This window comes from Cryobacterium tagatosivorans (assembly GCF_004402215.1).
GTDB classification, from domain to species: Bacteria; Actinomycetota; Actinomycetes; order Actinomycetales; family Microbacteriaceae; genus Cryobacterium; species Cryobacterium tagatosivorans.
In genome coordinates this window covers 16188-39059 of record NZ_SOEZ01000015.1, presented here as the reverse complement: position 1 = coordinate 39059, position 22872 = coordinate 16188, and the positions used below count along the sequence as shown (strand labels likewise).

Annotated in this window: 23 protein-coding genes; 8 read left to right on the top strand and 15 right to left on the bottom strand. The window is 69.3% G+C overall.

Annotated features, from left to right (window positions below):
* Positions 1-62: 62 nt before the first annotated feature.
* Positions 63-389, top strand: coding sequence for a hypothetical protein (locus E3O23_RS03145; protein ID WP_134488096.1), 327 nt, complete (start codon positions 63-65; stop codon positions 387-389).
* Positions 390-473: 84 nt separating this feature from the next.
* On the opposite strand, the gene E3O23_RS03140 is transcribed toward E3O23_RS03145, so the two are convergent.
* A complete protein-coding gene (locus tag E3O23_RS03140) occupies positions 474-3074 on the bottom strand; it encodes an outer membrane protein assembly factor BamB family protein (RefSeq protein ID WP_134488094.1) in 2601 nt (866 codons plus the stop codon).
* Positions 3071-4084, bottom strand: a complete 1014-nt coding sequence (locus tag E3O23_RS03135; protein ID WP_134488092.1) for a HupE/UreJ family protein — start codon at positions 4082-4084, stop codon at positions 3071-3073. Before E3O23_RS03135 ends, E3O23_RS03140 begins: the two co-directional genes overlap by 4 nt.
* A 310-nt stretch (positions 4085-4394) precedes the next feature.
* Here E3O23_RS03135 and E3O23_RS03130 point away from each other — a divergent pair, with 310 nt between their 5' ends.
* The 3 genes from E3O23_RS03130 (at position 4395) to E3O23_RS03120 (ending at position 7431) form a co-directional block, all read left to right on the top strand.
* The gene (locus tag E3O23_RS03130) at positions 4395-5180 is read left to right on the top strand and encodes a glucosamine-6-phosphate deaminase (protein WP_134488090.1); all 786 of its coding nucleotides are present in this window, start codon (positions 4395-4397) and stop codon (positions 5178-5180) included.
* A gap of 221 nt (positions 5181-5401) precedes the next feature.
* Positions 5402-6121: a hypothetical protein gene (locus tag E3O23_RS03125; protein WP_134488088.1), complete on the top strand. Its 720-nt coding sequence runs from the start codon at positions 5402-5404 to the stop codon at positions 6119-6121.
* 59 nt (positions 6122-6180) lie between these two features.
* Complete coding sequence (locus tag E3O23_RS03120) at positions 6181-7431, top strand: hypothetical protein (RefSeq protein WP_134488086.1); 1251 nt, start codon at positions 6181-6183, stop codon at positions 7429-7431.
* A 143-nt stretch (positions 7432-7574) separates the two neighbouring features.
* Here the strand turns inward: E3O23_RS03120 and E3O23_RS03115 are convergent, their stop codons facing one another.
* The 10 genes from E3O23_RS03115 to E3O23_RS03070 all read right to left on the bottom strand — a co-directional run bounded on the left by E3O23_RS03115 (position 7575) and on the right by E3O23_RS03070 (position 16281).
* Entirely contained in the window at positions 7575-8378 is an 804-nt protein-coding gene (locus E3O23_RS03115) for a sulfite exporter TauE/SafE family protein (protein WP_134488084.1), read from the bottom strand.
* Positions 8375-9343, bottom strand: coding sequence for a 3-hydroxyisobutyrate dehydrogenase (mmsB, locus tag E3O23_RS03110; RefSeq protein WP_134488082.1), 969 nt, complete (start codon positions 9341-9343; stop codon positions 8375-8377). The genes E3O23_RS03115 and mmsB overlap by 4 nt, the downstream gene beginning before the upstream one ends.
* A gap of 127 nt (positions 9344-9470) precedes the next feature.
* Positions 9471-9785 carry a hypothetical protein gene (locus E3O23_RS03105; RefSeq protein WP_134488080.1) on the bottom strand — a complete coding sequence of 105 codons (315 nt, stop codon included), beginning with the start codon at positions 9783-9785 and terminating at the stop codon, positions 9471-9473.
* A gap of 107 nt (positions 9786-9892) precedes the next feature.
* Positions 9893-10612 (bottom strand): copper homeostasis protein CutC, encoded by a 720-nt coding sequence (locus E3O23_RS03100; protein ID WP_134488078.1) that lies wholly within the window; start codon positions 10610-10612, stop codon positions 9893-9895.
* Positions 10613-10629: 17 nt separating this feature from the next.
* Positions 10630-11781, bottom strand: coding sequence for an N-acetylglucosamine-6-phosphate deacetylase (nagA, locus tag E3O23_RS03095; RefSeq protein WP_134488076.1), 1152 nt, complete (start codon positions 11779-11781; stop codon positions 10630-10632).
* Positions 11778-12563 (bottom strand): DeoR/GlpR family DNA-binding transcription regulator, encoded by a 786-nt coding sequence (locus tag E3O23_RS03090; RefSeq protein WP_134488074.1) that lies wholly within the window; start codon positions 12561-12563, stop codon positions 11778-11780. Before E3O23_RS03090 ends, nagA begins: the two co-directional genes overlap by 4 nt.
* 16 nt (positions 12564-12579) lie before the next feature.
* Positions 12580-13440 carry a class II fructose-bisphosphate aldolase gene (locus tag E3O23_RS03085; protein ID WP_134488072.1) on the bottom strand — a complete coding sequence of 287 codons (861 nt, stop codon included), beginning with the start codon at positions 13438-13440 and terminating at the stop codon, positions 12580-12582.
* The gene (locus tag E3O23_RS03080; RefSeq protein WP_134488070.1) at positions 13437-14408 is read right to left on the bottom strand and encodes a 1-phosphofructokinase family hexose kinase; all 972 of its coding nucleotides are present in this window, start codon (positions 14406-14408) and stop codon (positions 13437-13439) included. Before E3O23_RS03080 ends, E3O23_RS03085 begins: the two co-directional genes overlap by 4 nt.
* Entirely contained in the window at positions 14405-15394 is a 990-nt protein-coding gene (locus E3O23_RS18445; RefSeq protein ID WP_241983294.1) for an ROK family protein, read from the bottom strand. Before E3O23_RS18445 ends, E3O23_RS03080 begins: the two co-directional genes overlap by 4 nt.
* Entirely contained in the window at positions 15391-16281 is an 891-nt protein-coding gene (locus E3O23_RS03070; protein WP_134488068.1) for an SIS domain-containing protein, read from the bottom strand. Before E3O23_RS03070 ends, E3O23_RS18445 begins: the two co-directional genes overlap by 4 nt.
* 233 nt (positions 16282-16514) lie before the next feature.
* Here E3O23_RS03070 and E3O23_RS03065 point away from each other — a divergent pair, with 233 nt between their 5' ends.
* The 4 genes from E3O23_RS03065 to E3O23_RS03050 all read left to right on the top strand — a co-directional run bounded on the left by E3O23_RS03065 (position 16515) and on the right by E3O23_RS03050 (position 20284).
* The gene (locus tag E3O23_RS03065) at positions 16515-17768 is read left to right on the top strand and encodes an extracellular solute-binding protein (protein WP_134488066.1); all 1254 of its coding nucleotides are present in this window, start codon (positions 16515-16517) and stop codon (positions 17766-17768) included.
* Positions 17769-17851: 83 nt separating this feature from the next.
* A complete protein-coding gene (locus E3O23_RS03060) occupies positions 17852-18820 on the top strand; it encodes a carbohydrate ABC transporter permease (protein WP_134488064.1) in 969 nt (322 codons plus the stop codon).
* Between the two features lie 2 nt (positions 18821-18822).
* Complete coding sequence (locus E3O23_RS03055) at positions 18823-19710, top strand: carbohydrate ABC transporter permease (RefSeq protein WP_241983293.1); 888 nt, start codon at positions 18823-18825, stop codon at positions 19708-19710.
* Between the two features lie 43 nt (positions 19711-19753).
* On the top strand, positions 19754-20284 hold the full coding sequence (locus E3O23_RS03050; RefSeq protein ID WP_134488062.1) for a DUF2510 domain-containing protein: 531 nt from the start codon (positions 19754-19756) through the stop codon (positions 20282-20284).
* Between the two features lie 35 nt (positions 20285-20319).
* On the opposite strand, the gene E3O23_RS03045 is transcribed toward E3O23_RS03050, so the two are convergent.
* From E3O23_RS03045 to E3O23_RS03035, 3 genes are all read right to left on the bottom strand, one after another.
* Positions 20320-20613: a hypothetical protein gene (locus tag E3O23_RS03045; RefSeq protein WP_134488060.1), complete on the bottom strand. Its 294-nt coding sequence runs from the start codon at positions 20611-20613 to the stop codon at positions 20320-20322.
* 386 nt (positions 20614-20999) lie between these two features.
* Positions 21000-21746, bottom strand: a complete 747-nt coding sequence (locus tag E3O23_RS03040) for an SGNH/GDSL hydrolase family protein (RefSeq protein ID WP_134488058.1) — start codon at positions 21744-21746, stop codon at positions 21000-21002.
* Positions 21747-21957: 211 nt separating this feature from the next.
* The gene (locus E3O23_RS03035) at positions 21958-22860 is read right to left on the bottom strand and encodes an oxygenase MpaB family protein (protein ID WP_134488056.1); all 903 of its coding nucleotides are present in this window, start codon (positions 22858-22860) and stop codon (positions 21958-21960) included.
* Between the last annotated feature and the right edge of the window lie 12 nt (positions 22861-22872).

Here is a 22872-nt window from a genome sequence, read left to right as displayed (position 1 = left end):
ATATGTGCGGTGCGTGCGGCAGGAGGACTGTCCAGGACCCAATCCTCGGCAACGTGCGAACGATGCGCCAGCAGATCATCGTGGCCCAGGCCATCAATGCCGTGTGCCGACATGTTCCCGGTGTCCCCCGGGTCACCGCCCTAGTTGACAACTGGCTCATGGCCGGCCCCACTGGTGCGACGAAGCTCTGCGACACGGTCGAGGAACTGTGGACGGCCATCATCGACGGCAGCGTGGACCCAAACGTCCCCGCCCTCTCTGAGGCGCTGAAAGCCTATTCAGCAGACCCCCTCAACACTGGACTCGCGGCACAGGTCACCGAACTGGGGCTGGCGCTGGCCGAGGGACACGCGCATCGTCACCGCGCTGGGCATCCGCCCCCGCCATGACCAACGGGGAGGGCGGCCGCATGGTGGCCATCCCTCCCCGTTGCGGTTGCAGGGGCTCGGGTTACTCGTTCACGCGCCGGTTGATCACTTGCCCGGTACCGACCGCTTGGCCGCCTCACCATCGGGGGTGTAGGCGTACAGGTTGCCGTCGAAGGCGCCGACGACGACGGTGTTGCCGCTGACCGCCGGGCCCGCGGACACCCAGGTGCCGATCTCGTGCTCCCACAATGACTTGCCCGTGTTCGAATCGAGGGCGTAGAAGCTGCCGTTGTTCGATCCGACGAACAGCGTGTCACCGCTGAGGGCAGGCGAGCTGTGGACGCCGGCGCGGTACTGTGCGCCGGGCAGAAGGCGATCCCAGAGCACCGAACCGGTGGCGGCATCCAGGGCGGTGACTGCGCCGCTCGGGAAGCCCATGTAGATCACGTCGCCGGCAATGGTCGGGGCGGCCGGGGTGGCGCCGCCGTTCACCAACAACGGATGCGGGCTCTTGTAGGTCCACAGCGTCGCTCCGGTGACACCGTCGCGGGCGATGATGCCGTTGTTGGAGCCGATGTAGACGCGCCCGTTTGCGGCGGACGGCACGCCGTCCTGCCAGCCGCCGAGCTGGGCGCCCCCGGTCCAGAGTTTCGCGCCGGTGGTCAGGTCGTAGGCGATCACGCGGTCTGCGGTCTGGTTGCCCACGTAGACGCGGCCGTCGGCCACGGCGGGAGTGCCGTCGCTCATGATGGCGCCGCTCATTGCGGATGCCCAGATCCGCTCGCCGGTCTTCACGTCCAGGGCGATGAGCAGGCCAAGGTTGGCCTCGCCGTGCCGCGACTGATACGGGTACAGAACCTTGCCCTCGGCCACGGTGACGCCGTAGTAGCCGTAGGTGCGCTGGTTGTAGCCCTCGGGGGCCGGCTCGGGGTCGTGCTGCCACTTCAGCTTTCCGGTGGCGGCGTCAACGGCGAACAGGGTGCCCCGCAGTGTCGGGACGAACACGAGGCCGTCGGACACGGCGATGCTGCCGTGCACCGAGGACGGAACCGGGTAGCTCCACAGCTTCTTGCCGGTGGCCTGGTCGACGGCGTGCACGGCACTGTTGCCGTCGCCGTTCTCGTCACGCGTGCCGGCGTAGACAATGCCGCCGACAATGACGGGAGATCCGGTGAGGAACGTCCCCTCGGTGCGGTAGGACCACGCCAGGCGCTGCCCGGCCTCGATCTTGTCGGTCGCGACGCCGGTGTGGCCCTGGTCACCGTGGTGCTGGGACCAGTTCGCGCCCGCCTTGGGCAGAATCGCGCTTTCCTTCGTCAGGGTGAATTTCGACGACGTGCTCCAGGATGCCCCGGCAGCGTCGACCGCGCGCACCTCGACGGTGTGTGCGCCGGCGCGAACGTCATCCGGCAGGGCCGAATGCCAGGTGAATTCGCCGCTGGATTTGAGCGGACGCCAATTGCCCTCGTCGACCTTGAAGTGCACCTTGGTCGGCGCGTCCGAGGTGTCGTAGGCATTCACCTGGATTCCGGGGAAGCCGTCCAGCGGAACGGACGAACCGGCGGCCGGGCTGGTGATGGTGAGGTCTTGCTCGGCCCCGTACATCCGGAACGGATTCTTGAAGGTCTCATCCGTCATCTCCACGTATCGAAAACCGCGCGGGGAATTGTCGATCGTGTACGAACTGGAGCTGGTCTGAACGTGTTTGGCCGAGCCGGCGAAGGCGCTGTTCGGCTCGACGTCGTTGGAGTGTTCGTGGCCGACCAGGATGAGTTCGGCGCCGTACTGCTCGAGGATCGCGCCGTACTGGTCATACATCGAGTTCGACCCGAAGGGCACGTTCATCGGCTGATGGGTCAGCACAACCAGGCGCTTGTCCCCGACGTTCTGGGCAAGATCCTGCTTGGCCCACTCCAGCTGTTCCTCGAAGGGTGCCGCACCGTTGTTTTCCAGAACGAGGAAGTGCCGGTCCCCGTAGTCGAAGGAATACCACTCGGGCCCGACATTGCTGCGGTAATTGTTGATGCGCGCGGCGTAGCCGACGCCGGCCGCATACTCGTGGTTGCCGACCGCCGGCCAGACCGGAACGGGGGAGAGGGCCGTGGCCGCCTTGTAGAAGTCGAACTCGGCGGTGGTGGCGTTGTTGGTCAAATCCCCGCTGACCTGGATGAAGGCCAGATCCTCCTTGGTGGAGTTGATCTCCTTCACCTGATCGGCGAGCTGGGCGTTCACATGGGGGTCTGCGACGTTTCCGAAGGTGAAATTGCTGCCCGCGGATTTGGGATCCTTGGTCAGGCCGAAGTCGACGCTTTTGGCCTCGCCGGTGGCGAGTTCACCCAGATCGCGGTAAAAACGCGGGGTCTTGAACTCGTCAGTGCCGACCGAATACCCGGCGGGCTGGGTGATGAAGACGAGGTCGGTCGTTCGCCGCTCGATGGGGGTGTCGAGGCTGTAGCGACCGTCGGCATCCGTCACGACGATCGTGGCGCCATCCGACACGGTGACACCGGGGAGCACTTTTTCCCGGGCGTCGAACACGTCGTTTCCGTTGCCGTCTTCGAAGACGGTTCCCGAGACCACGGCGCTGGGTGGGTCGATCGTCTGCGAGACGGCCGAGCTCAGCGGCGCGGCGACCACGAGCCCGCCCAGGATCGCGGTGACCGCGTAAAGCCAACGGCGGAGCCGTTTGGGTGCCAGGTGTTTCATACGAGGAAGAACCTTTCTAGGAACCAGATGAGTCCGAAGACTGCGACCACGATGGTCGCCCCCCGCACGACCGGCGCCGAGAAACGGCTCCGACGCACGAGCAGGAGTAGGGGGAAGATCACGAGCAGCAGCAGTACCTGGCCCGCTTCGATTCCGATGTTGAAACTGAGCAGCGAGGCCACCAGGTTCCAGCTGACGTCGTCGGTGATTTTCAGGGAACCGGCAAATCCCAGCCCGTGCAGCAGACCGAAGAGGAACACCACCAGGTGTCTTCGGCGCGGGGCGCCCAACAGATTCTCGATGGCCACGAATGTGATCGACAGTGCGATCAGGGGCTCCACGATGGATGCCCCCACCTGCACCCAGCCGAGGAGCGCGGTGATCAGGCTCACGCTGTGGGCCAGGGTGAACATCGACACGATGCCCACGAGGTTGCGCAGGTTCGTCGCGCCGAGCATCACCGCGACGACGAAGAGCACGTGGTCCAGGCCGAACAGGAGGTGCTCGATGCCCATCAGCGCGAATCTGGAACTCGAGACGATGACCGAGTTCTTGCCCATGAGGAGTTCATTGTGGCCGCCGTCCATCACGGTGCGGCCGCTGTCCGCGCCGATCTGGTACTCCACGATGTTTGTGTGCTCGTCGGAGATCGCGTCCACGTCGGAAAAGACGTCGTACGTCAATTGGTACTGGCCCGACTCGCCCGGGCAGGTGTAGGTCAGGTCCATCTGCACGTACGGATTCTCGTCACGGGTCGTCGTGGAGACTCCGTCGAGGTGAGGCTCGCACGCTGCGCCATCCAGATAAATGACGACCCGTTCGTACAGGTATGCCGAAAGGTTCGCCTTTCCGGCCTCCAGCGCCGCCAGGCGAGAGGCATCGTCGACCGCGCCCCGGGCATCCGGCCCCAGGTCGACAGCTTTGGCGAGGATCTCGTATTCGAGGCTGAGCGCGTAGGAGATTTCACGGCCGTCGCCGTGAATTGTCGAGTAGCCGGCGGTGTCACGCACGTGAGCGGAAGCCGGCAACGTTCCCGCGATCAGGAAGAGGAAAACGAGCCCCAGGAGAATGGAAGATCGGGACGCAAGAAGAGCGCGATTCAGGGCGGGAGCGGGCGGGAGGGTGGCGATTTCGCGCTCCTTGCGTGGTCAAGCTGGTTCGGTTCGTTTCAAATGTTCAACAGGCTTAGGTCTATCGGCGTCGGCTTAATGGGTGGCGCTGGTCTGGCAAACGCACCATGAACGGACCCGTTGATGATTGAAAGTGATCCAAACTAGTATTCTGGGGTCATAAGTAATCAAGATCGAAGGCGGATGTCCGATGGCCGAAGTCATTGTTGTTGAGAACGCGGATGCCGCCGGTGAGCTCATCGCCGCCTCGATCCGCGCGCTGATCGAGGCCCGGCCCGACGCTGTCCTCGGCCTGGCCACCGGGTCGACGCCGCTGCCGATCTACCGCTCGCTGGCCCGGTCGTTCGCCGATCGCCCGCTCGATGTTTCACAGGTGCGCGGCTTCTCCCTGGACGAATACGTCGGCCTGGCGGCGGGACATCCGGAAAGCTACCGCTCGGTCATCACCCGCGAAGTCGTCACCCCGCTCGGGCTCACGCCGGGCAACATCCACGTGCCCAGCGGCGACCCGGCCGGCCTGCCCGCCGCCGGCGCAGACTACGAGCGGGCCATCGTGCGGGCCGGGGGAGTGGACCTGCAGATCCTCGGTATCGGCCGCACCGGGCACCTGGGCTTCAACGAGCCCGGCTCGTCGTTCGAATCGCTCACCCGGGTGAAGACCCTGACCCCGCAGACCCGGGCCGACAACGCCCGCTTCTTCGCCTCTGCCGACGAGGTGCCGGTGCACTGCATCACCCAGGGGCTCGGCACGATCCGGCGCGCCCGCCACCTCGTGCTGCTGGCCGTCGGCGAGGGAAAGGCCGCGGCGATCGCCGCCGCCGTCGAGGGGCCGGTCACGGCCAGCCAGCCCGGCTCGGCCATCCAGCTGCACCCGCACGTCACGGTCGTCGTCGACGAGGCGGCGGCGAGCATGCTCGCGAACCTCGACTACTACCGCTACGCCTGGGCGAACAAGCCCGCCTGGCAGGGCATCTAGGCCCGCCTCCCCCTGGCGCGCGCGCCGCGCGCCCCCGCGCATCCGCCCCACCCGTCCTCTCGCCGAACTGTGAGTTTGGCACCTTCGTTGGGCGTGGGAAGGTGCCAAACTCACAGTTCGGCGGATGGGTCAGGGGCGCGTGTGGGGGCGCCCGGGTTCGTCGGGCCACCGGAAGTGTGGTTGTGTATTAGACGACTTGATACAGCGTGAGGCGGGTGAGCATGGCTGAAGGATCGTTCGCCCAGGCGCACTCGAACGTGCTGCGGCTCATCCTTCTCGGCGCGTCCCTGGCCGTCGCCTGGGCCGTCGTGGGTGCGATTGCCGCGCCCAGCTCCGCTTCGGCGGTCGAGCCAGGCTCCGATAACGGATCCCTCGTCGCGCTCGATGTCGTGACGGATGTGTCCCCGGTCGACGAGGTCGCCGTTCCCCTGGCCGACCAGGCCGTGCCCGTCACCGACCTGGCCGCCACGATCGGTGACGTCGGCACCGTCACCGCGCCGCTGCTGAACACGCTGGCGCCCGTCGGCGACCTCCTTGCATTGGTGCCCGTGGTACTGCCCGTCGCCCTGCCCGTCGCCGTGCCCGTCGTCGTCGCTCCCGCCGCCGAAACCGCTCCGGTGCCGGCGGCTGTCGAGCCGGCCCCCGCCGCATCCCGCTCGCTGCCCGGCCACGCGCCCGTCGCCGCGAGCAGCGAAATCGCCGCTGCTGCGCCGCAGGACCTGCCGGTACCGTCCCCGCCGTCCCCCGCCAACCGCGCCGTCGCGCCGGCGACCCCCTCCAAGAGCGCCGGCTCGGGCGGAGCCAACGGCATCCCGACCGCGGCCGCTGAGGCGCTCTTCGATTCGCCAGCCGCGCCCGGGCCGGCCGAACTCGCCATCGCCGGCGTGCACGACGCCCCTCTCTCGCCGTCTCCCGGCGCACTCGACTCACCTCCTGACTGATGGGATCCCTCTGCCGCCCCGCGGCAGACGCGATCAAAGACTCCCCTAGGGAGCACACCATGACATCAATTAGGAGCACCATCACCATGAATTCGTTCACCGCAAAAAGCATCACCTGCGCCGTCCTCGTCGGCAGCATCTCCTTCGCCGGCGTCGGCGCCGCCAACGCATCCGAGGAGCCCGCAGCGGCCCTGAGCTCTGGCATCAGCGCCAGCAGTGCCGCTCTCATCTCGTCGAGCGTCCCGGGCTTCCTCGACGGAGACGTCGCCGCCGGCACCACCGACAGCATCGAGGGCGTTCTCGCCGCTTCCCCCGCCGGAACGCTCGAGGGCGTTCTCGCGGCGGCACCCGCCGGAACCCTCGAGAGCCTGCTCGCGAAGGCTCCGACCGGAACCGTCGAGGCCATCCTCGCGAAGGCTCCGACCGGAACCCTTGAGCGTCTTCTCGCCGCCGCGCCGGCCGAGACCCTCACCGCGCTGCTCAAGAAGGCGCCGGCCGGAACCCTGGAGGCCATCCTCGCGAAGGCTCCGACCGGAACCCTCGAGCGCCTGCTCGCCACGGCACCGACCGGCACCCTCGAGGGTCTCCTCGGCGACGCCCGCACGTCCTCCGCGGCCAGCGAGCTCGGCGGCTCGCTCGAGGGCAGCCTCGGCGGTTCTCTTGAGAGGCTGGAACTCGCATCCGTCGGGTCACTCACGGAGGCCCTGACGGATGCACCGGTCAGCACCCTCAGGGGAGTTCTCGCCGAGGCGCCGCTGGGGACGGTCACGGGCATCCTCGCGGGCGCACCGACCGGCACCTTCGAGAGCATCCTGGGCGCGCTCCCGGTCGGCACCGTCACGGACCTCCTCGCCGATGCGCGCACCGGAACCCTCACGGACATCCTCGCGGCGGCACCCGCCGGAACCGTCGAGAGCCTGATCGCGGCCGCCCCCGTCGGAACCCTTGAGAGCCTCATCGCCGGCGCACCCGTGGGCGCGCTCGAGGGCATCCTTGCCGGCGCACCCGTTGCCACGCTGGAGAGCATTCTCGCCGCGGCACCGGTTGACGCACTCGAGAGCACCCTCGGCGGCACCCTCGAAGGCACCTTCGGCGACACGCTGACGGGCCTGATCGCCACCGCAACGGATGCCGCGGCACAGGCTTCGGCCGACGCCGCGGCCGACGGTTCGGTTGGCGGCGCCGCCGCCGGCGGTTCGGCCGGCGGTTCGGCCGGCGGTTCCGCTGACGGATCGGTCGGCGGTTCCGCCTGGGCCGGCGGCTCGGCCGACACCGAAGCGGCTCCGAAAAAGGGACTCCTCGGCTTCTAGAGGTACCAGCCCTTCTGCATTACTCCTCTGGGCACTCCTCTGATCGGCCGCCCACCCTCCGCGGCGGCCGATCAGTGGGTCAGGGGCGCGAGACGGGGCGCCCGGGAGGCCGGTCAGGCCGGGTCGGGTCAGGTCAGGCCGGGTCAGGTCACGAAGAGGACTACGGCGGCGACGACGGCGACGATCACCAGGATCGTGCGGAGGACGGGCGCGGACAGGCGGCGGCCGATGTGGGAGCCCAGCCAGCCGCCCGTGGCGGCGCCGATGCCGATCAGGATCGCGATCTGCCAGTCCACGGTGCCGCTGGTGATGAAGATGATCGCCGAGACGAGGTTCGCGACCCCGGCCAGCACGTTCTTGGCGCCGTTGGCGCGGTGCATGTCGGTGGACCAGAGGATGCCGAGCAGCGCCAGCAGCACCACGCCCTGCGCCGCGCCGAAGTAGCCGCCGTACACGCCCGTGGCGAGCACCCCGAGCACGAGCCCGAGGGTGAGCGGCCGCGTATCCGTCCTGGTCAGCACCGAGGTCTCGGTCGGCACCGAGCCGGCCGGGGCGGCCGGCGCCTTGCGCCGCACCCACCTGGCCACGCGCGGCTGGATGGCCGAGAGTACCGCGGCCAGCAGCAGCAGGAACGGCACGACGGCGGAGAAGACGTCCCCGGGGAGCACGAGCAGCAGCAGCCCGCCGGAGATGCCGCCGATGGCGGAGAACAGCGCCATCCAGGCGACCGGGCGCCACTGGGAGGCCAGCTCGCGACGGTACCCGTAGGCGCCGGCGACCGACCCGGGGATCAGGCCGACGGTGTTCGACACGTTCGCGGTGATCGGCGGAACACCCAGCGCCAGCAGCACCGGGAAGGTGATCAGCGTGCCGGCGCCGGCCACCACGTTGATGATGCCCGCGGCGACCCCGGCGACCAGGATGATCGCGCTTTCGAGCAGGGTCATGCGCGAGGCGCCGGCGTCGAGGCCGTGGCCGTGGCCGTGGCCGGGGCAGAGTCCGGGGCCGGGGCGGCAGTCGCGCCGAGGGTCCCGTCGACGAGTTTCACGATCGCGGAGCAGTCCCGGGCGCCTTCGCCCGCGTCGATCAGCCGCTGCATCAGCTGCTGCACGTGCTCGCCGATCTCCAGCGGGGTGTTGGTAGCCTTCGCCGCGGCGATGGCCAGGTTGATGTCCTTGTTGGCCAGCTCGGCCGTGAACGTGGGCGCGAAGTCGCGGTTGGCCGCCGACGACGGCACCACACCGGCCACGGGATACCAGGTGCGCAGCGCCCAGCTGTCCCCGGAGGACACCGAGGCGATGTCCCAGAACACCTGCTTGTCGAGCCCGAGCCGGTCGGCGAGCACGGCGCCCTCCGCGGCCCCCGCGAGGTTGATGAACAGCATCAGGTTGTTGCAGATCTTGGCGGCCTGGCCGGTCGTCGCGGCCCCGGTCGGGATGATGTTGGCTGACATCGGCTCGATGAACACGCTTGCAGCGGCCACGGATGCGGCATCGCCGCCGATCATGAACGTGAGCGTTCCGGCCTCCGCGCCACTGATCCCGCCCGACACCGGGGCGTCCACGAACCGGAACCCGGCCTCGGCGGCCGCATCGTGCAGCTTCCGGGCGGAGTCCATGTCGATGGTGGAGGAGTCCACGAGCAGGGTGCCCGGCGCGGCCGAATCGAGCACGCCACCCTCGCCCAGGTACACGGCGAGAGCGTGCTCGCCCCTGGGGAGCATCGTGAACACCACGTCGGCGCCGGCGACGGCATCCGCGATGCTCGTGGCCGGGGTGAGCCCGGATGCCGCGGCGGCAGCGAGCGCGGCGGGGCTGAGGTCGAACCCGCGCACGGCGTGCCCGGCCCGCACGAGGTTTGCGGTCATCGGGCCGCCCATGTTCCCGAGGCCGATCCATCCGATTGTTGCCATGACGCAAGCTCCTTCGCTCGGGCCGTGACACCCAGTCGTTCCCACCGGTCGTTCTGCAGAACGTTTGCGCCCCGGTCAGGGCGCCACGTTGTCCAGCCTAGGTGCGCGGGCGCGCCCAGGGGTCTCGTCAGCGGGACGTGACAGTGGTGAACGATGCGATCGCCGCATCCAAACGGTCGAAGAGGTAGTGCCGGCGCGGCGCCTCGATATTCATGACCTCGAAACTCAAACCGCGCTGCCGGATGTAGCCGAGCACCTTTTTGGGGGACCGCTCGTCTCGGCGCCGGTCGCCCACGCGCCACTCGTGGTCGGACAGATGACGCACCTCGAGGTGTTCTGCCGCGCATGGCTCATGATCGTGATTCGACACTGAATCTCCTTCAGGTTGATCGGTGTGGTGCACCCGGCCGCTGTCCCGGTCGACCCGGTTGCTGCCGAACATGGCTCCAACGGTACGCTCCCGGCTGCGCGGATGCTGCCGGGAGGGGGCCGTTGCCGGTGAATCGCAGGCGCGTGGGAGTGCGCGCCCGGCGCGTCGTGGGCGCCGGGTCAGGGCCGGGTGGCGCCCAGCTCGGCGATGAAGGCGCGCACCAGGGCGGCGTCGGTGACCAGGCCGCCGTCACCGCGCGGGCCGGGGACCTGGGCGCGCAGGTGCACCTCCGTGACCCCGGTGTCCGCGACGAGCCGGGCGACATTCGCCACGCGCACCGAGCCGCCGGCGAGGATGACCGGACCCCCGGGCTCCCTCGCCACCAGCTCGCGCAGAACCGGGGATCCCTCCGTGGCCGTGGCCGTGGCCGCGCCGCCTGAGGTGAGAATGCGCACCACGCCGAGCCCGGTGAGCGCGTCGTGCGCGGCGAACAGGTCGCGGGCCGCGTCGAAGGCCTTGTGGCATGTCACCGGCACCCCCTCCGCCGCGGCGATGAGCTCCCGCATCGCGGGGATGTCGATGTCGCCGGCCGCGGTCAGCACGCCGAAGACCAGCCCGACCGGAACGGGCGCCTGGGCGGCGAGGTCCCGCACGGCGCGAACATCCGCGAGCATCACCGACAGTTCGCTCGCCGAGTGCACGAAGTCGCCGCCCCGCGGCCGAATCATCACCTGCACGCCGAGGGTCGTCACCGACTCGAGCACCCGGGCGATGAGGCCGAAACTGGGCGTTGTCCCGCCCTCGACGAGGTTCGCGCAGAGTTCCACCCGGTCGGCGCCGGCGCTTTCGGCCGCGAGGGTGCCGGCCAGGTCGTCCACGCAGATTTCGACGAGCGTCATCGTGTCGGCACGCCTGATCAGTGCAGCCGGCGGCCGGCCGCGAACACGGCGTCGACCTCGAAGCCGTCGCCCAGCAGCACGGCGTCGGCCGCGTAGCCGGGGGCGAGCCGCCCGAGGTCGTGCGCGCGCCCGATCGCCCGGGCCGGGGTCTCGGTCAGGGCGGTCACCGCGTCCTCAAGGGTGACACCCACCTCGGTCACGGCCCGTCGCAGCGCCACATCGAGGGTGAGCGTGGACCCCGCGATCGAGCCGCCCTGGTCGGCCCGGGCGACGCCGTCGGTGACGGTCACGGCGAGCGTGCCGAGCCGGTACCGGCCGTCGGAGGACCCCGCCGCGGCCATGGCGTCGGTGATCAGCGCGATCCGCCCGGGCGCGCCGGCGAAGGCGAGCCGCACGACCTCGGGATGCACGTGCACCCCGTCGTTGATCACCTCGAGGGTCACCTGCGGCGATCGGGTCGCCGCTGCGACCGGGCCGGGAGCCCGGTGGTGGATGCCGCGCATCCCGTTGAAGGCATGGGTCAGGATCGACGCGCCGCTGTCGAAGGCGGCCATCGCCTCCCTGTAGTCCGCGGCACTGTGCCCGACCGCAACGACGACCCCGGCATCGACGAGGGTGCGGATCGCGGCGGTCGCGCCGGGCAGCTCGGGGGCGAGCGTGACCTGGCGGATGTGCCCGCGCCCGGCCTCGAGCAGCCGGTCGATCGACTGCGGGTCCGGCGCGCGCAGCAGGGCAGGATCGTGCGCGCCCCGGAAGGCGTCGTCGAGGAACGGCCCCTCGAGGTGAGCGCCGAGAACGAGCGGATTCCGCTCGGTCTCGTCGGCGATCACGGCGAGCCTCGACTCGAGGTCGGCCTGGCTCGCCGTCACGAGCGACAAAACGATCCGGGTGGTGCCATGACGGTGGTGCAGGCCGAGCGCGGTCTCAATCGCCTCCGCGCCATCCTCGAACGACGCCCCGCCCCCGCCGTGGCAGTGGATGTCGATGAAGCCGGGGGTGAGCAGGCGGCCGCGGGCATCCGTGGTCGATGCCGGGTCGATGCCGAACGCGCGCCAGGCGGTGCCGGTGCCGACGGCGGCGACGGTGTCGCCCTCGAAGGAGACCCAGGCATCGGCGGTGGTGCTGCCGCCGGAGACCAGACGGGCCGAGTGGATGATGTGGGCGCTCACGCGACGATCACCTCGAGGCCGCGGTCGGTGAACGCGGCGACCTGCTCGGGCGTGATGCCGGCGTCGGTGATCAGCGTGCTGAAGATCCCGAGGTCGCCGAGCGTGGCGAAGACGGTTCGGCCGATCTTGCTGGAGTCGGCGACGATGACGGCCCGGGTGGCCCGGCGCGCCATCAGCGAGTTGACCGCGGCCTCCCGCTCGTCGTGCACGGTCGCCCCGACGGCCGGATCGATGCCGTTGACGCCGATGAAGGCGATATCCATGGTCACCTGCTGCAGCACGACGTCGGAGTACGGCCCGACCAGCTCGTAGGAGCGGGAGTGCACCACGCCGCCGGTGACGACCGTCTTCACCTGCGGGCGCATGGCCATTTGGGCGGCGATGTTCAGGGCGTTGGTGACGATCGTGAGGTTGGGGTTCGGGGAGGCCTCCATGATGTCGGCGCGGGCGCCGAGCACGCTCGCGATCGCCGTGCTCGTCGTGCCCCCGCACAGGCCGACGACGTCGCCGCGGGAGACGAGCGCGCTGGCGGCCAGGGCGATCTGCTGCTTCTCGGGCGCGTGCTGCTCTTTCTTGTACCGGAGGGGGAGGTCATAGGCGACGGTCTGCCCGATCGCGCCGCCCCTGGTGCGGGTGAGCAACTGCTGGGCGGCCAGCGTGTCGAGGTCGCGGCGGGCCGTTGCGGCCGAGACGTCGAGCTGGGTGATGATGTCGTCGACCTCGAGCTGGCCGGATTCGGCGAGCAGGGCCAGCACGGCGTTGAGTCGCTCGGCGCGGTTCATGGGTTCCTGTTCTTCCTCATGGCTTCTGCAAATCTATCGCCGTCGAGAGCGAAAACAGCCGCAGCATCCGGGCCGCCTCACCGGTGAGGGCCGCGCGACCGGCCGCGACGTACTTCCGCGAGTCGACCACGGTCGGATTGGCGCCCAGGTAGTCGCGGATCGCGGCGGTGAAGAAGCCGTTGAGATGGGTCGACACGTTGATCTTCGTCATGCCGGCCGAGATCGCGCCGACGATCTGCTCGTCGGAGACACCGGATGACCCGTGCAACACGAGCGGCACGGCAACGGCGGCATGCAGCCGGGCGATGAGTTCGAGGTCCAGCGCGGCCACGCGGCTGGTCATCGCGTGGGACGACCCGACGGCCACGGCGAGGGCGTCGACATTGGTGGCCCGCACGAAGGCGACGGCCTCGTCCGGATCGGTGCGCACCCCGGGCGCGTGGGCGCCGCCCTTGCCGCCGATCGTGCCCAGCTCGGCTTCCACGTACACGCCGCGCGCGTGGGCGTAGGCGACCACGCGGGCCGTGCTGGCCACATTCTCGTCGTAGTCCAGGTGCGCCCCGTCGTACATGACCGAACCGAAGCCGAGGTCCACGGCCAGGCAGGCGAGCTCTTCGTCCTCGGCGTGATCGAGGTGCACGGCCACGGGCACCGCCGCGGCGCGCGCGATCGCCAGGGTCGCCTCCGCAATCGGCCTCAGCCCGCCGTGGTAGCTCGCGCAGTTCTGCGAGATCTGCAGGATGACGGGGAGAGCGGCCCGTTCGGCCGCGGCCACGAGCGCCTCGGCCGTCTCCAGGTGGATGACGTTGAAGGCGCCGATCCCGGTGCCGCCGGTCGCGGCGGAGCGCATCAGCTCTCGGGTGGGGGTGAGGGTCATCGGGGTCCTTCGATCGGGATGTCGCCGGCTGGGAGTTCGTCGGCTGGGAGTTCGTCAACCTGGATTTCGTCGGCCAGCGCGGCATGGTCGGGGGAGATTTCGCCGGCCAGGGGCATGAGCACGGCCGCGGCCGACCACGCGGTGGCCAGACGGATGATCCGGGCCGGGTCGGTGAGGCCGGTGGCCAGGCAGAACGCGATGGCCGCAACGGCCGCGTCGCCGGCCCCGGTCGGGTTGCCCGGCAGCACGCGGGGCAGCCGCGCTCGCCAGAGCCGGCCGGGCTCGGCGGCCGTGAGCAGGAGCATGCCCTCTTCGCCGAGAGAGAGGAGGACCATCCCGGCGCCGTGCTCGAGCAGCATCCGCGCGCCGCGCACCGGGTCGGGCTCGCCGGTGGCCTCGGCCAGTTCCTGCCGGTTCGGCTTGAGCGCGGTCGCCCCGGCCCGGGCCGAGGCGAGGAGCGCGGGGCCGGACGTGTCGATCACGCTCGGCAGGCCGCGGGCGCTCGCCAGGGCCACGAGGCTCGGGAAGAAGCCGACGTCGGCGCCCGCGGGGAGGCTGCCGGAGCCGACCAGGCAGGTGGCGCCCGGAAGCGCCGCCGCGGTGGCGTCAGCCAGGGCCAGCCATTCGGCCGGGGAGTGGTTCTCGCCGTATTCGTTGAGGATCGTGGTGCGGTTGTGTCCCTCGTCGACGAGGGCGACCGAGCGGCGGGTGGGCGCCAGCACGGGGACGAGCCGATGGGGGAGCCCGCTGGACCGGAGCTCCGCGGCGAACTCCTCGCCCGAGGCGGCGCCGGCCGGGCAGACGGCCAGCACCGGGTGGCCCTGCTGGTGCAGCACCCGGGCGACGTTCAGGCCCTTCCCGCCGGCGCGCACGGCGGCCGCCGGCACGCGATGCGTTTCGCCGGGGGTGAGCGCGGGAAGGCGGTAGGTGAGGTCGAGGGCCGGGTTGGGCGTGACCGTGACGATCACGATGCCTGCCCCGAACGGTCGGCCGCGGCCCGGGCGCGCAGGGCGGCGCCGATGAGTCCGGCGTTCTCGCCGATCAGGGCCGGCAACACCAGGGGCCGGCGGTGGAAGCTGAGCAGGGCGTCGACCCGTTCGCGGAGGGGGACGAACAGGGAGTCGCCGGCCTCGGCGAGCCCGCCGCCGATGACGACGGCCTCCGGGGCCAGGATCGCGGTGACCTGGGCGATGCCGAGCGCGAGCGCGTCGATGGCCTCGTTCCAGATCCTGCGGGCGGCGGGATCGCCGGCCGCGGCCAGCGCCAGCACCTCCCGGGCTCCGACCGGCTCCTGGCCGGTCGCCTCGGCGTAGCGCCGGCTGATGGCGCCGGCCGAGCCTACGGTTTCGAGGCATCCGCGTGCCCCGCAGGCACACCGTGCGCCGCGGGGGTCGACGATCGAGTGCCCGAGCTCGCCGGCGTAACCGCCGGCGACGTGGGCCCGGCCGTTGACGATGAGGGACGCGGCGATGCCCGTGCCGACGATGATCACGACGACCGTGCCGAACCCGCGGGCGGCACCGAGCTGGAATTCGGCTTCGCCGGCGGCGCGCACGTCGTGGGAGAACGACGCGGGCAGGTGCAGCCGATCCTCCAGCAGCCGCCTGAACGGGACGTCGTTCCAGTCCAGGTTCACGGACTCTCGCCCGATTCCCTGGTCGTCGTCGACGACGCCCGGCGCGATCAGGCCGATGCCGGCCGGCCGCACGTGCGGAAAGGTGTGCGCGAACTCGGCCAGGAGCTCCTCGACACGCTCGAGCACGGCCTCGGCGGTCTCGGTGCCGCGGTGCGGCGTGGGCGTGCGGCGCAGACCGAGCATCTGCCCGGACGAGTCGAACAGCGCGGCCTTCATGTCCGTGCCGCCCACGTCGAACGCGGCGACGGCGGTTCCGGGGCCGAGCGGCTGCGGCCGGTCAGCCTGCGGCGGCCGGTCAGGAGAGGTGATCAGAGTCACGAGTCGAGAATGACAGATCGGGTCAGGTTGCGGGGGAGGTCGGGGTTGAGCCCCCTGGCCCTGGCGAGCAGCAGGGCGAGCTTGTGCACCCGCACGAGTTCGGCCATCGGATCGAGCGCGCTGGACACATACCGCGCGCCGGTGTGCGCCACATCCTGCACGAGGCCGGTGGGCGGCGTCCCCAGCATCCAGACCACACGATTCGGGGCCGCGATGCTGATCGGACCGTGGCGGTATTCCATCGCCGGGTAGGACTCGGTCCAGGACTGGGTCGCTTCCCGCATCTTCAGGGCGGCCTCGTGCGCCAGGCCGACGCTCCAGCCGCGGCCGAGGAACGTGTACTGCTCCGCGTTGACCAGAGCGTCGTCCAGGTCGTCGGCGATGGCCAGTTCCGCGTCGGCGATGGCGCCGCTGAGGTCTTCGCCCAGGGCGGACCGCATCAGGGCCAGGGCGGTCGTGGCGAAGCGCGTCTGCACGACCGACTGCTCGTCGGCGAACGGCAGCGCAATGACCTCGTCCACCTCGTCGACGAGCGGCGAGGAGGTGTCGCCGACGATGCCGATGATGGGCGCGGCGCCGCGGTGGGCGCGCACCAGTTCGAGCACTTCGGTCGTCGTTCCGGACCGGGTCAGGGCGATGATGGCGTCGTAGTCGCGGTTGACGAAGGCCTCGGATGCCGCGAACGCGTCGGTCACGCCCTGGCCGCCGGACTCCCGCAGGGCCGCGTAGGACTGGGCCATGAACCAGGAGGTGCCGCAGCCCACGACGGCGACCCGGAGGCCCGGTGCGGGCAGCAACGCCTGCTCGCGCGTCATCCCGGCTGCACGCGCCCAGGTCTCGGGCTGTGAGGCCAGTTCGACGGCCATGTGTTCGGCGGTCGCGGTCATCGGGACTCCTCGAAGATTGCGGAACGATATGATTTGTGATTGGTAATGACTATAAACCTCCACTAATAATCACTAAAAGTCTATTCTTGATTATTAACGACGTGTAACGATCACAAAACATGGATTGATTTGCCCGGCCGAAAGCGACAGGCTATGGCTACTTCTGAATGATAATGACTCTTCAGTTGAATAAACGCTCACTATCAATCACAAACGGTAAGGAACTCACCACGATGAAGAAGTCTCTGCGTATGGGAGGAATCGTCGCCACTGCGGCGCTGGCGGCAGTGTCGCTCGCGGGCTGTGGCTTCGGCGGCGGCACGGCATCCGATGGAGCCGACGGAAAAGCCACCACCCTGAACCTGCTGGTCCCCAGCTACTCCGACAACACCCAGGGCCTGTGGGAAACCGTCATCAAGGACTTCGAAGCGGCCAACAAGGACATCACGGTCGAGCTCGAGGTGCAGTCCTGGGACAACCTCAACGACGTCGTCACCACCAAGGTGCAGGGCAACAAGGCCCCCGACATCATGAACGGCGGCCCCTTCGCCGGATTCGCGGCCGATGAGCTGCTCTACCCGATCGAAGACGTCGTCTCGGCCGACACCCTCGGCGACTTCCAGGAATCGTTCGTCGAGAGCGCGTCGGTGGACGGCGTGCAGTACGGAGCACCGCTGCTCGCGTCGGCGCGCGCCCTGTTCGTCAACGAAGACCTGCTGGCCCAGGCCGGCGTCACGGAGGTTCCCGCAACGTGGGACGAGCTGCTCGCCGCGGCAACGAAGGTCTCCAAGATCGGCGGAGGGGTGGCCGGCTACGGACTCCCGCTCGGCTCTGAAGAGGCCCAGGCCGAGAGCGCAATCTGGTTCTACGGCGCAGGCGGCGGCTTCGGTGACGCGACGGAGATCACCGTCGACACCCCGGAGAACCTCAAGGGCGCAGAGTTCATCCAGAAGCTGGTTGAGGCCGGCGCAACCCAGCCGGATGCCGGCGCGACCGACCGCAGCCCGCTGATGGACGTCTTCGTGCAGGGCAAGATCGGCATGATCATCGGCCTCCCGCCCACCGTGGGCCAGATCGCCGAGGGAAACCCGGAGATGAAGTACTCGGTCAACCCGATCCCGACGATGGACGGCGAGCCGTTCACGCTCGGCGTCGCCGACCACCTGATGGCCTTCAAGAACGACGGCAAGAAGCAGGCCGCGATCACGAAGTTCCTCGACTTCTTCTACTCGGCAGACCAGTATGTTCCCTGGGTCACGGCCGAGAAGTTCCTCCCCACCACGAAGTCGGGCTCCTCTGCCATGGACAGCAACGAGGATCTCCTGCCGTTCCTCGAAATGCTGCCGGACGCGCAGTTCTACCCGAGCACCAACCCGAAGTGGGACGCGACGAACGCGGCCTTCAAGAGCCTGGTCGGCCAGCTCGCCCAGGGTAAGGACGCCCAGGCGGTACTGTCGGAGATCCAGGCCAAGGCCGACGCCGGCTAGCCGGGCCCGCACAACGCACAACGCACAACGCCTGGCATGACGACGAACGAATACCGGTGACTGACGAAATGACCCCTGACGACATGACTCAGAGCATTGACGAACCACCGGTCCCCACGGGGGCGGCCAACGGCCGTCCCCGCGCGGGGGTCGTGCGAGCACGTGCGGCGGCGGGTACCCGCCTCACCGACCTTTTCTCCGCGCTGCCCTGGATCGGGCCGGCGCTCATCCTGATCTTCGGCGTCGTGTTGTTCCCCGCCGTCGTCATGATCTACAACTCCACCCGCGACATCAGCCTGAGCGGCATCGACAAGGGCTCGGTGGGTTTCGAGAACTACGAGACCCTGTTCGCGTTCGCGCCGCTCGGCGGGATCATGGTGCGCACCGTGATCTGGGTCTTCGCCGTCGTGACGATCGCCGTGCTCGCCTCCCTCGCCCTCGCCCAGTTCCTCAACAAGGCGTTCCCCGGCCGCCAGATCGTGCGCATGGCCGTGCTCATCCCGTGGGCCGCGAGCGTCGTGATGACCACCCTCGTCGTGTACTACGGGCTCGAGGGCTACATCGGCATCATCAACAAGTTCCTCGTCGACATCAACCTGATCGACGCGCCCTACGGCTGGACCAAGAACGCGACCAGCGCGTTCGTCTGGTCGATCGGCATCGCAGTCTTCGTCTCCCTCCCGTTCACGACCTATACGATCCTCGCCGGCCTGGCAACGGTGCCGGCCGACGTGCTCGAGGCCGCGAAGATGGACGGGGCCGGACGCATCCGCACCTACGTCGCCATTGTGCTGCCGCAGCTGCGCGGGGCCCTGTCGGTGGCGGTTCTCATCAACATCATCAATGTCTTCAACTCGCTGCCGATCCTGAAGATCATGACGGGGTCGATCCCCGGCTATGACGCGGACACCGTGATGACCATGATCTTCAAGTACATCCAGAACGAGCACAAGATCGACGTCGCCAGCGCGCTCAGCGTGATCGCGTTCCTCATCGTCGTCGTGATCGTCGCGATCTACGTGAAGCTCGTCAAGCCCATGAAGGAGCTGTGATTGTGACCGTCATCGAGCAGGCGCCGATTCGCGCCCGGAGGCGCCGGTTCACGGCCGACCAGGTTCCGCTTCGGACCATGCTGCTCAGGATGCTCGCCGGGGCCGTGGTCCTGGCCATCTTCGTCATCCCGTACCTGATCATGTTCTTCGGCTCGGTGAAGTCCAAGAGCGAGATCCGATCCGTGAACCCCACCTACTTCCCCACCGCGTGGCGCTGGGAGAACTACCTCACCATGTGGTCGACGCCCGAGACGCCGCTCGTGCAGAACCTCGTCTCGACCATCATCATCGCCGTCTTCGCCACGCTGTTGGTGCTGCTGGTGGCCCTCCCGGCCGCGTATTACACGGCCCGGGCCCACTTCCCGGGGCGGATGGTGTTCATGTTCCTGGTCATCGTCACGCAGATGCTGCAGCCGGCCGTGCTCACCTCCGGGCTCTTCCGCCAGTTCAGTTTCTTCGGCATCTCCGACACCTGGCTGGCGATGATCCTGATCAACGCCGCCTTCAACCTCTCCTTCGCCGTCTGGATCATGCACAGCTTCTTCGCCGGGGTGCCGAAGGAGATCGACGAAGCGGCCCAGATCGACGGAGCCGGGCGCCTCGCGGTGCTCTTCAGGATCAACCTGCCGCTCGTCTGGCCCGGCATCGTGACCGCGATCGTGTTCACCTTCGTCGCCTGCTGGAACGAGTTCGCGGCGAGCCTGGTGATCATGTCGACCGCGGGCAACCAGCCCCTGGCCGTGGCGCTGACCAAGTTCGTGGGCCAGTACGAAACCAGCTGGCACTACGTCTTCGGCGTGTCCGTCGTGGCGATCATCCCCGTCGTCGTGCTGTTCATGCTGATCGAGAAGCGACTGATCGGCGGCCTGACCGCGGGCAGCGTCAAGTAGCCGCCGACGTAGACTTGCCGGAGTCGACCTGCAAGGAGCCATCGTGAGCGACGCCTCACCAGACGTCCCCACCCAGCGGGGCTGGTACGCCGATCCCACCGGGCTGCCCCAGAAGCGGTGGTGGGACGGCGAGCAGTGGACAGAACACCTGCACGATCCCGAGCGGAACGCCTACGGGATCGACGAAGGATCGGCGCTGGGGGCACGCGCAGCCGTCTTCAATAACTACCTCTGGGCCATCGCCCTGCTGCCCGTGGTCTCGTTCCTGGCGCTCACCTCGGCCGAAACCGCGTCGCCCCTGCTGGGCTGGGGCATCTCGATCGGCAGCGTCCTCCTGGCCTTCCTCGACCGCCGGCAGCTGCTGCGCGACGGCCTGGACCAGCCGTTCCACTGGGCCTGGGCGATTCTCTCGCCCGGGGCCTACGTCGTGGGACGCTCGGTCACCGTGCGGCGTCGAACCGGCGCCAGCCTCGCGCCGATGTGGGTCTGGGCGGCCATCATGGTCGTCTACGTGCTCACCGTCTTCGGCAAGGTGGACCAGGCCGCGGCGGCGGTGGCGGCCCTTGGCGGCTGAGCCCGCGTCAGTCGCGGCACCAGCACTTTGCGGCGTCAGTCGCGGAGGGCCCTCGAGGTGACCTCGAACTCCTCCACGTCGACGATCTGCATCCGTTGCGCGGCGCTGCTCTCCTCGCGGATGGTGTTCGCCGCCGGACGGCTCGCGGCGGCGGCATCCGCGGTGTCCCACAGGGTGATCGAGAGCGCCTTGCCGCCCTCGCCGCCGGTCAGGAAGTAGACGCCGCGGGAGCCGGGGATCTCCATCACCCGCTTGACGGAGTCGGCTTCCGTGGCCGGATCGAGGGCGGTGTCGGGACCGGTCTTGTAGGTGGTGACGCGAGCGAACATGGTTTCTCCTCCAGGAATGGGCGCGGGGGTACGCGCATTCCCAGTAAGGACCGCCCGCCAGCGGCGCACAAGGTCGGGGCGCCTCGCGGGGCACCTGTTCCCGAAGTCGGCGACCGTGGCCTGGCCTGGGTAACTCGACCGCAGGTGTCAATCTCGGCGGGGGAGGCGCCGAGGGTCGCTGTTTCTACCGAGAATCCCCGTTGCAACGGCGATTCTCGGCAGAATCGGCGACTCTCGCCGAGTTCCGGCCCCCTCGAAGCCCGTGCGGGTGCGGGTGCGGTGCGCGCCGAGTTTGCCTGTTGCGGTCGAGTTTGCCTGGTGCGCGGGGGCAACTCGACCACAAGTGTCAATCTCGGCGGTTTCGCGCGCGGGCGGAGAGGCGCCGGTCAGCCGACGCTGATCCGGGCGAGGAGCAGCTCCGCGATCGCGCGGTAGCCGCGGTCGTTCGGGTGGAAGTTGTCGCTGGTGCCGCCGAAGACGTCCCGGCCGGCCGGGCCGCGGTTGGCCTCCACGGGATAGAGCCCGTACAGGCTGACGAATGTGCCGCCGCGCTCGCCGCACTCGTCCTCGATGACCTCGTTGTAGACATCCGAGCCGTCGGCGCCGCCCTCGCTGCCCCAGGTGCCGACGCAGAGCAGCGGCACGCCCGGCGACTCGTGACGGATGCGGTCCAGCAACGCACCGTAGACGGTCTCGAACCGGGGGAGCGGCGTCTTCTCGACCACGTCGTTCGTGCCGAGCTCGATGATCGCCAGGTCGAGGTTGGTCGGTGCGTCCAGGATGCCGGACACCACGCCCGTGTCGGCGCCCGCCCTGTTCGCCCGAAGTTCGGTGACCGGACCGCCCGCGGACAGCGCGTCGACCATCAGCGGCCGGTACCCGAGGTCCCGGTCCTCGGCGGAGAGGCCGTAGGTGATCGAATCCCCGGCGAACAGGACCCGCAGCGGCTGGTTCGCCGGTCGGCTGACGTGCACTGTCTCGCTCGTCTGCACCTGAGTGAAGGCGATGGCCGCGACGACAACGATGCCGACGACGCCGGCGATCAGGAGCAGCCGACCGCGAGACGGGCCGCGAAACCGGTCGCGCAACCAGCCGCGGGCAGCAGCGGAGAGACGGGAACCGGCGGGAGGCATCCGACGATTCTAACCAAAACGCGTCGATCGGGCCCTCACGGGGTGTTTTCGACGCCTCGGTCGTCATCGAGCGGGGCCGCAGGCATCTCGGCGGGGATGCGCCGAGGGTCGCCGTTTCTGCCGAGAGGTCCTGTTGCTGCGGCGACTCTCGGCACAAACGGCGATTCTCGCCGATTCTCGGCGACTCCCGGCGGCGGCGTCTGACCCGGGCTCAGGCCGAGGCGACGCCGTCCAGCCGGGCGATTCGCTTCCGCGCGGCATCCTCGGACGTCGACGAGCTGCCGAGGAGCATCCGAACCGCCCCGAGCACGAGCCCGGTCGCCCAGACGACGGGCAGCCTGGACCGCCGGAGCCCGAGCATCCGGCGGTATTCCTCCGGCAGCGACGCGACCGCGCCCGCGAACATCACCCGGTAGGCCGGCATCATCGAGCGCCGCAGCGGCGGGTTGCGGATGAAGCGCACCGCCTCGGCCACGCGCTCGTCGCTCTTGAGTACCCCGGCCTCGGAGAACGCGGCCAGCTGGGCCCGCAGCTCCCGCTCCGAGCGCGGCGTAGCCGGCACGCCCACGAGTTCGCCGGCGGTCGCCCACTCCCGCACGTAGGCGTCCGCTCCGCCCGGGATGTCTCCGCCCCACAGCTGCTCGCAGGCGAGGAACGCGTCGGTGAACACCACGTGCACCCAGGACAGCAGCTCCGGGTCGCCCGCCGAATACGGACGCTCGACGCCCTGCGCGTCACGGTAGGTGCCCGCCACCCGGTCGTGGAAGCGAGCCACCCGCGACGACTCCAACTCGGCCAGTTTCGTGTCGGCAAAGGTCACCGTGACGAGCCACTGGATGGTGCCGCCGAGCCGCCCGAGTGGGTCCTCGCGGTACCGCGACCAGTCGTGCACGCCCGCCATCGCGCCCGGGTGCAGGGTCTGCATGAGCAACGCACGGATGCCGGCGACCATCGTCGCCATCCCGCCGTGCACCGCCCAGGCCGCGGAGTCCGGGCCGAAGTAGCCGGCGTCGTCGCCCTGCTCGATCGGACCGACCCAGTGCGGGCGACCCTCGGCGTTGCCGGAAAAGGTCGTGAGGAGGTGCGATCGCCAGCTGTCCGCAAACCTGCCCATGGATCGAGGGTA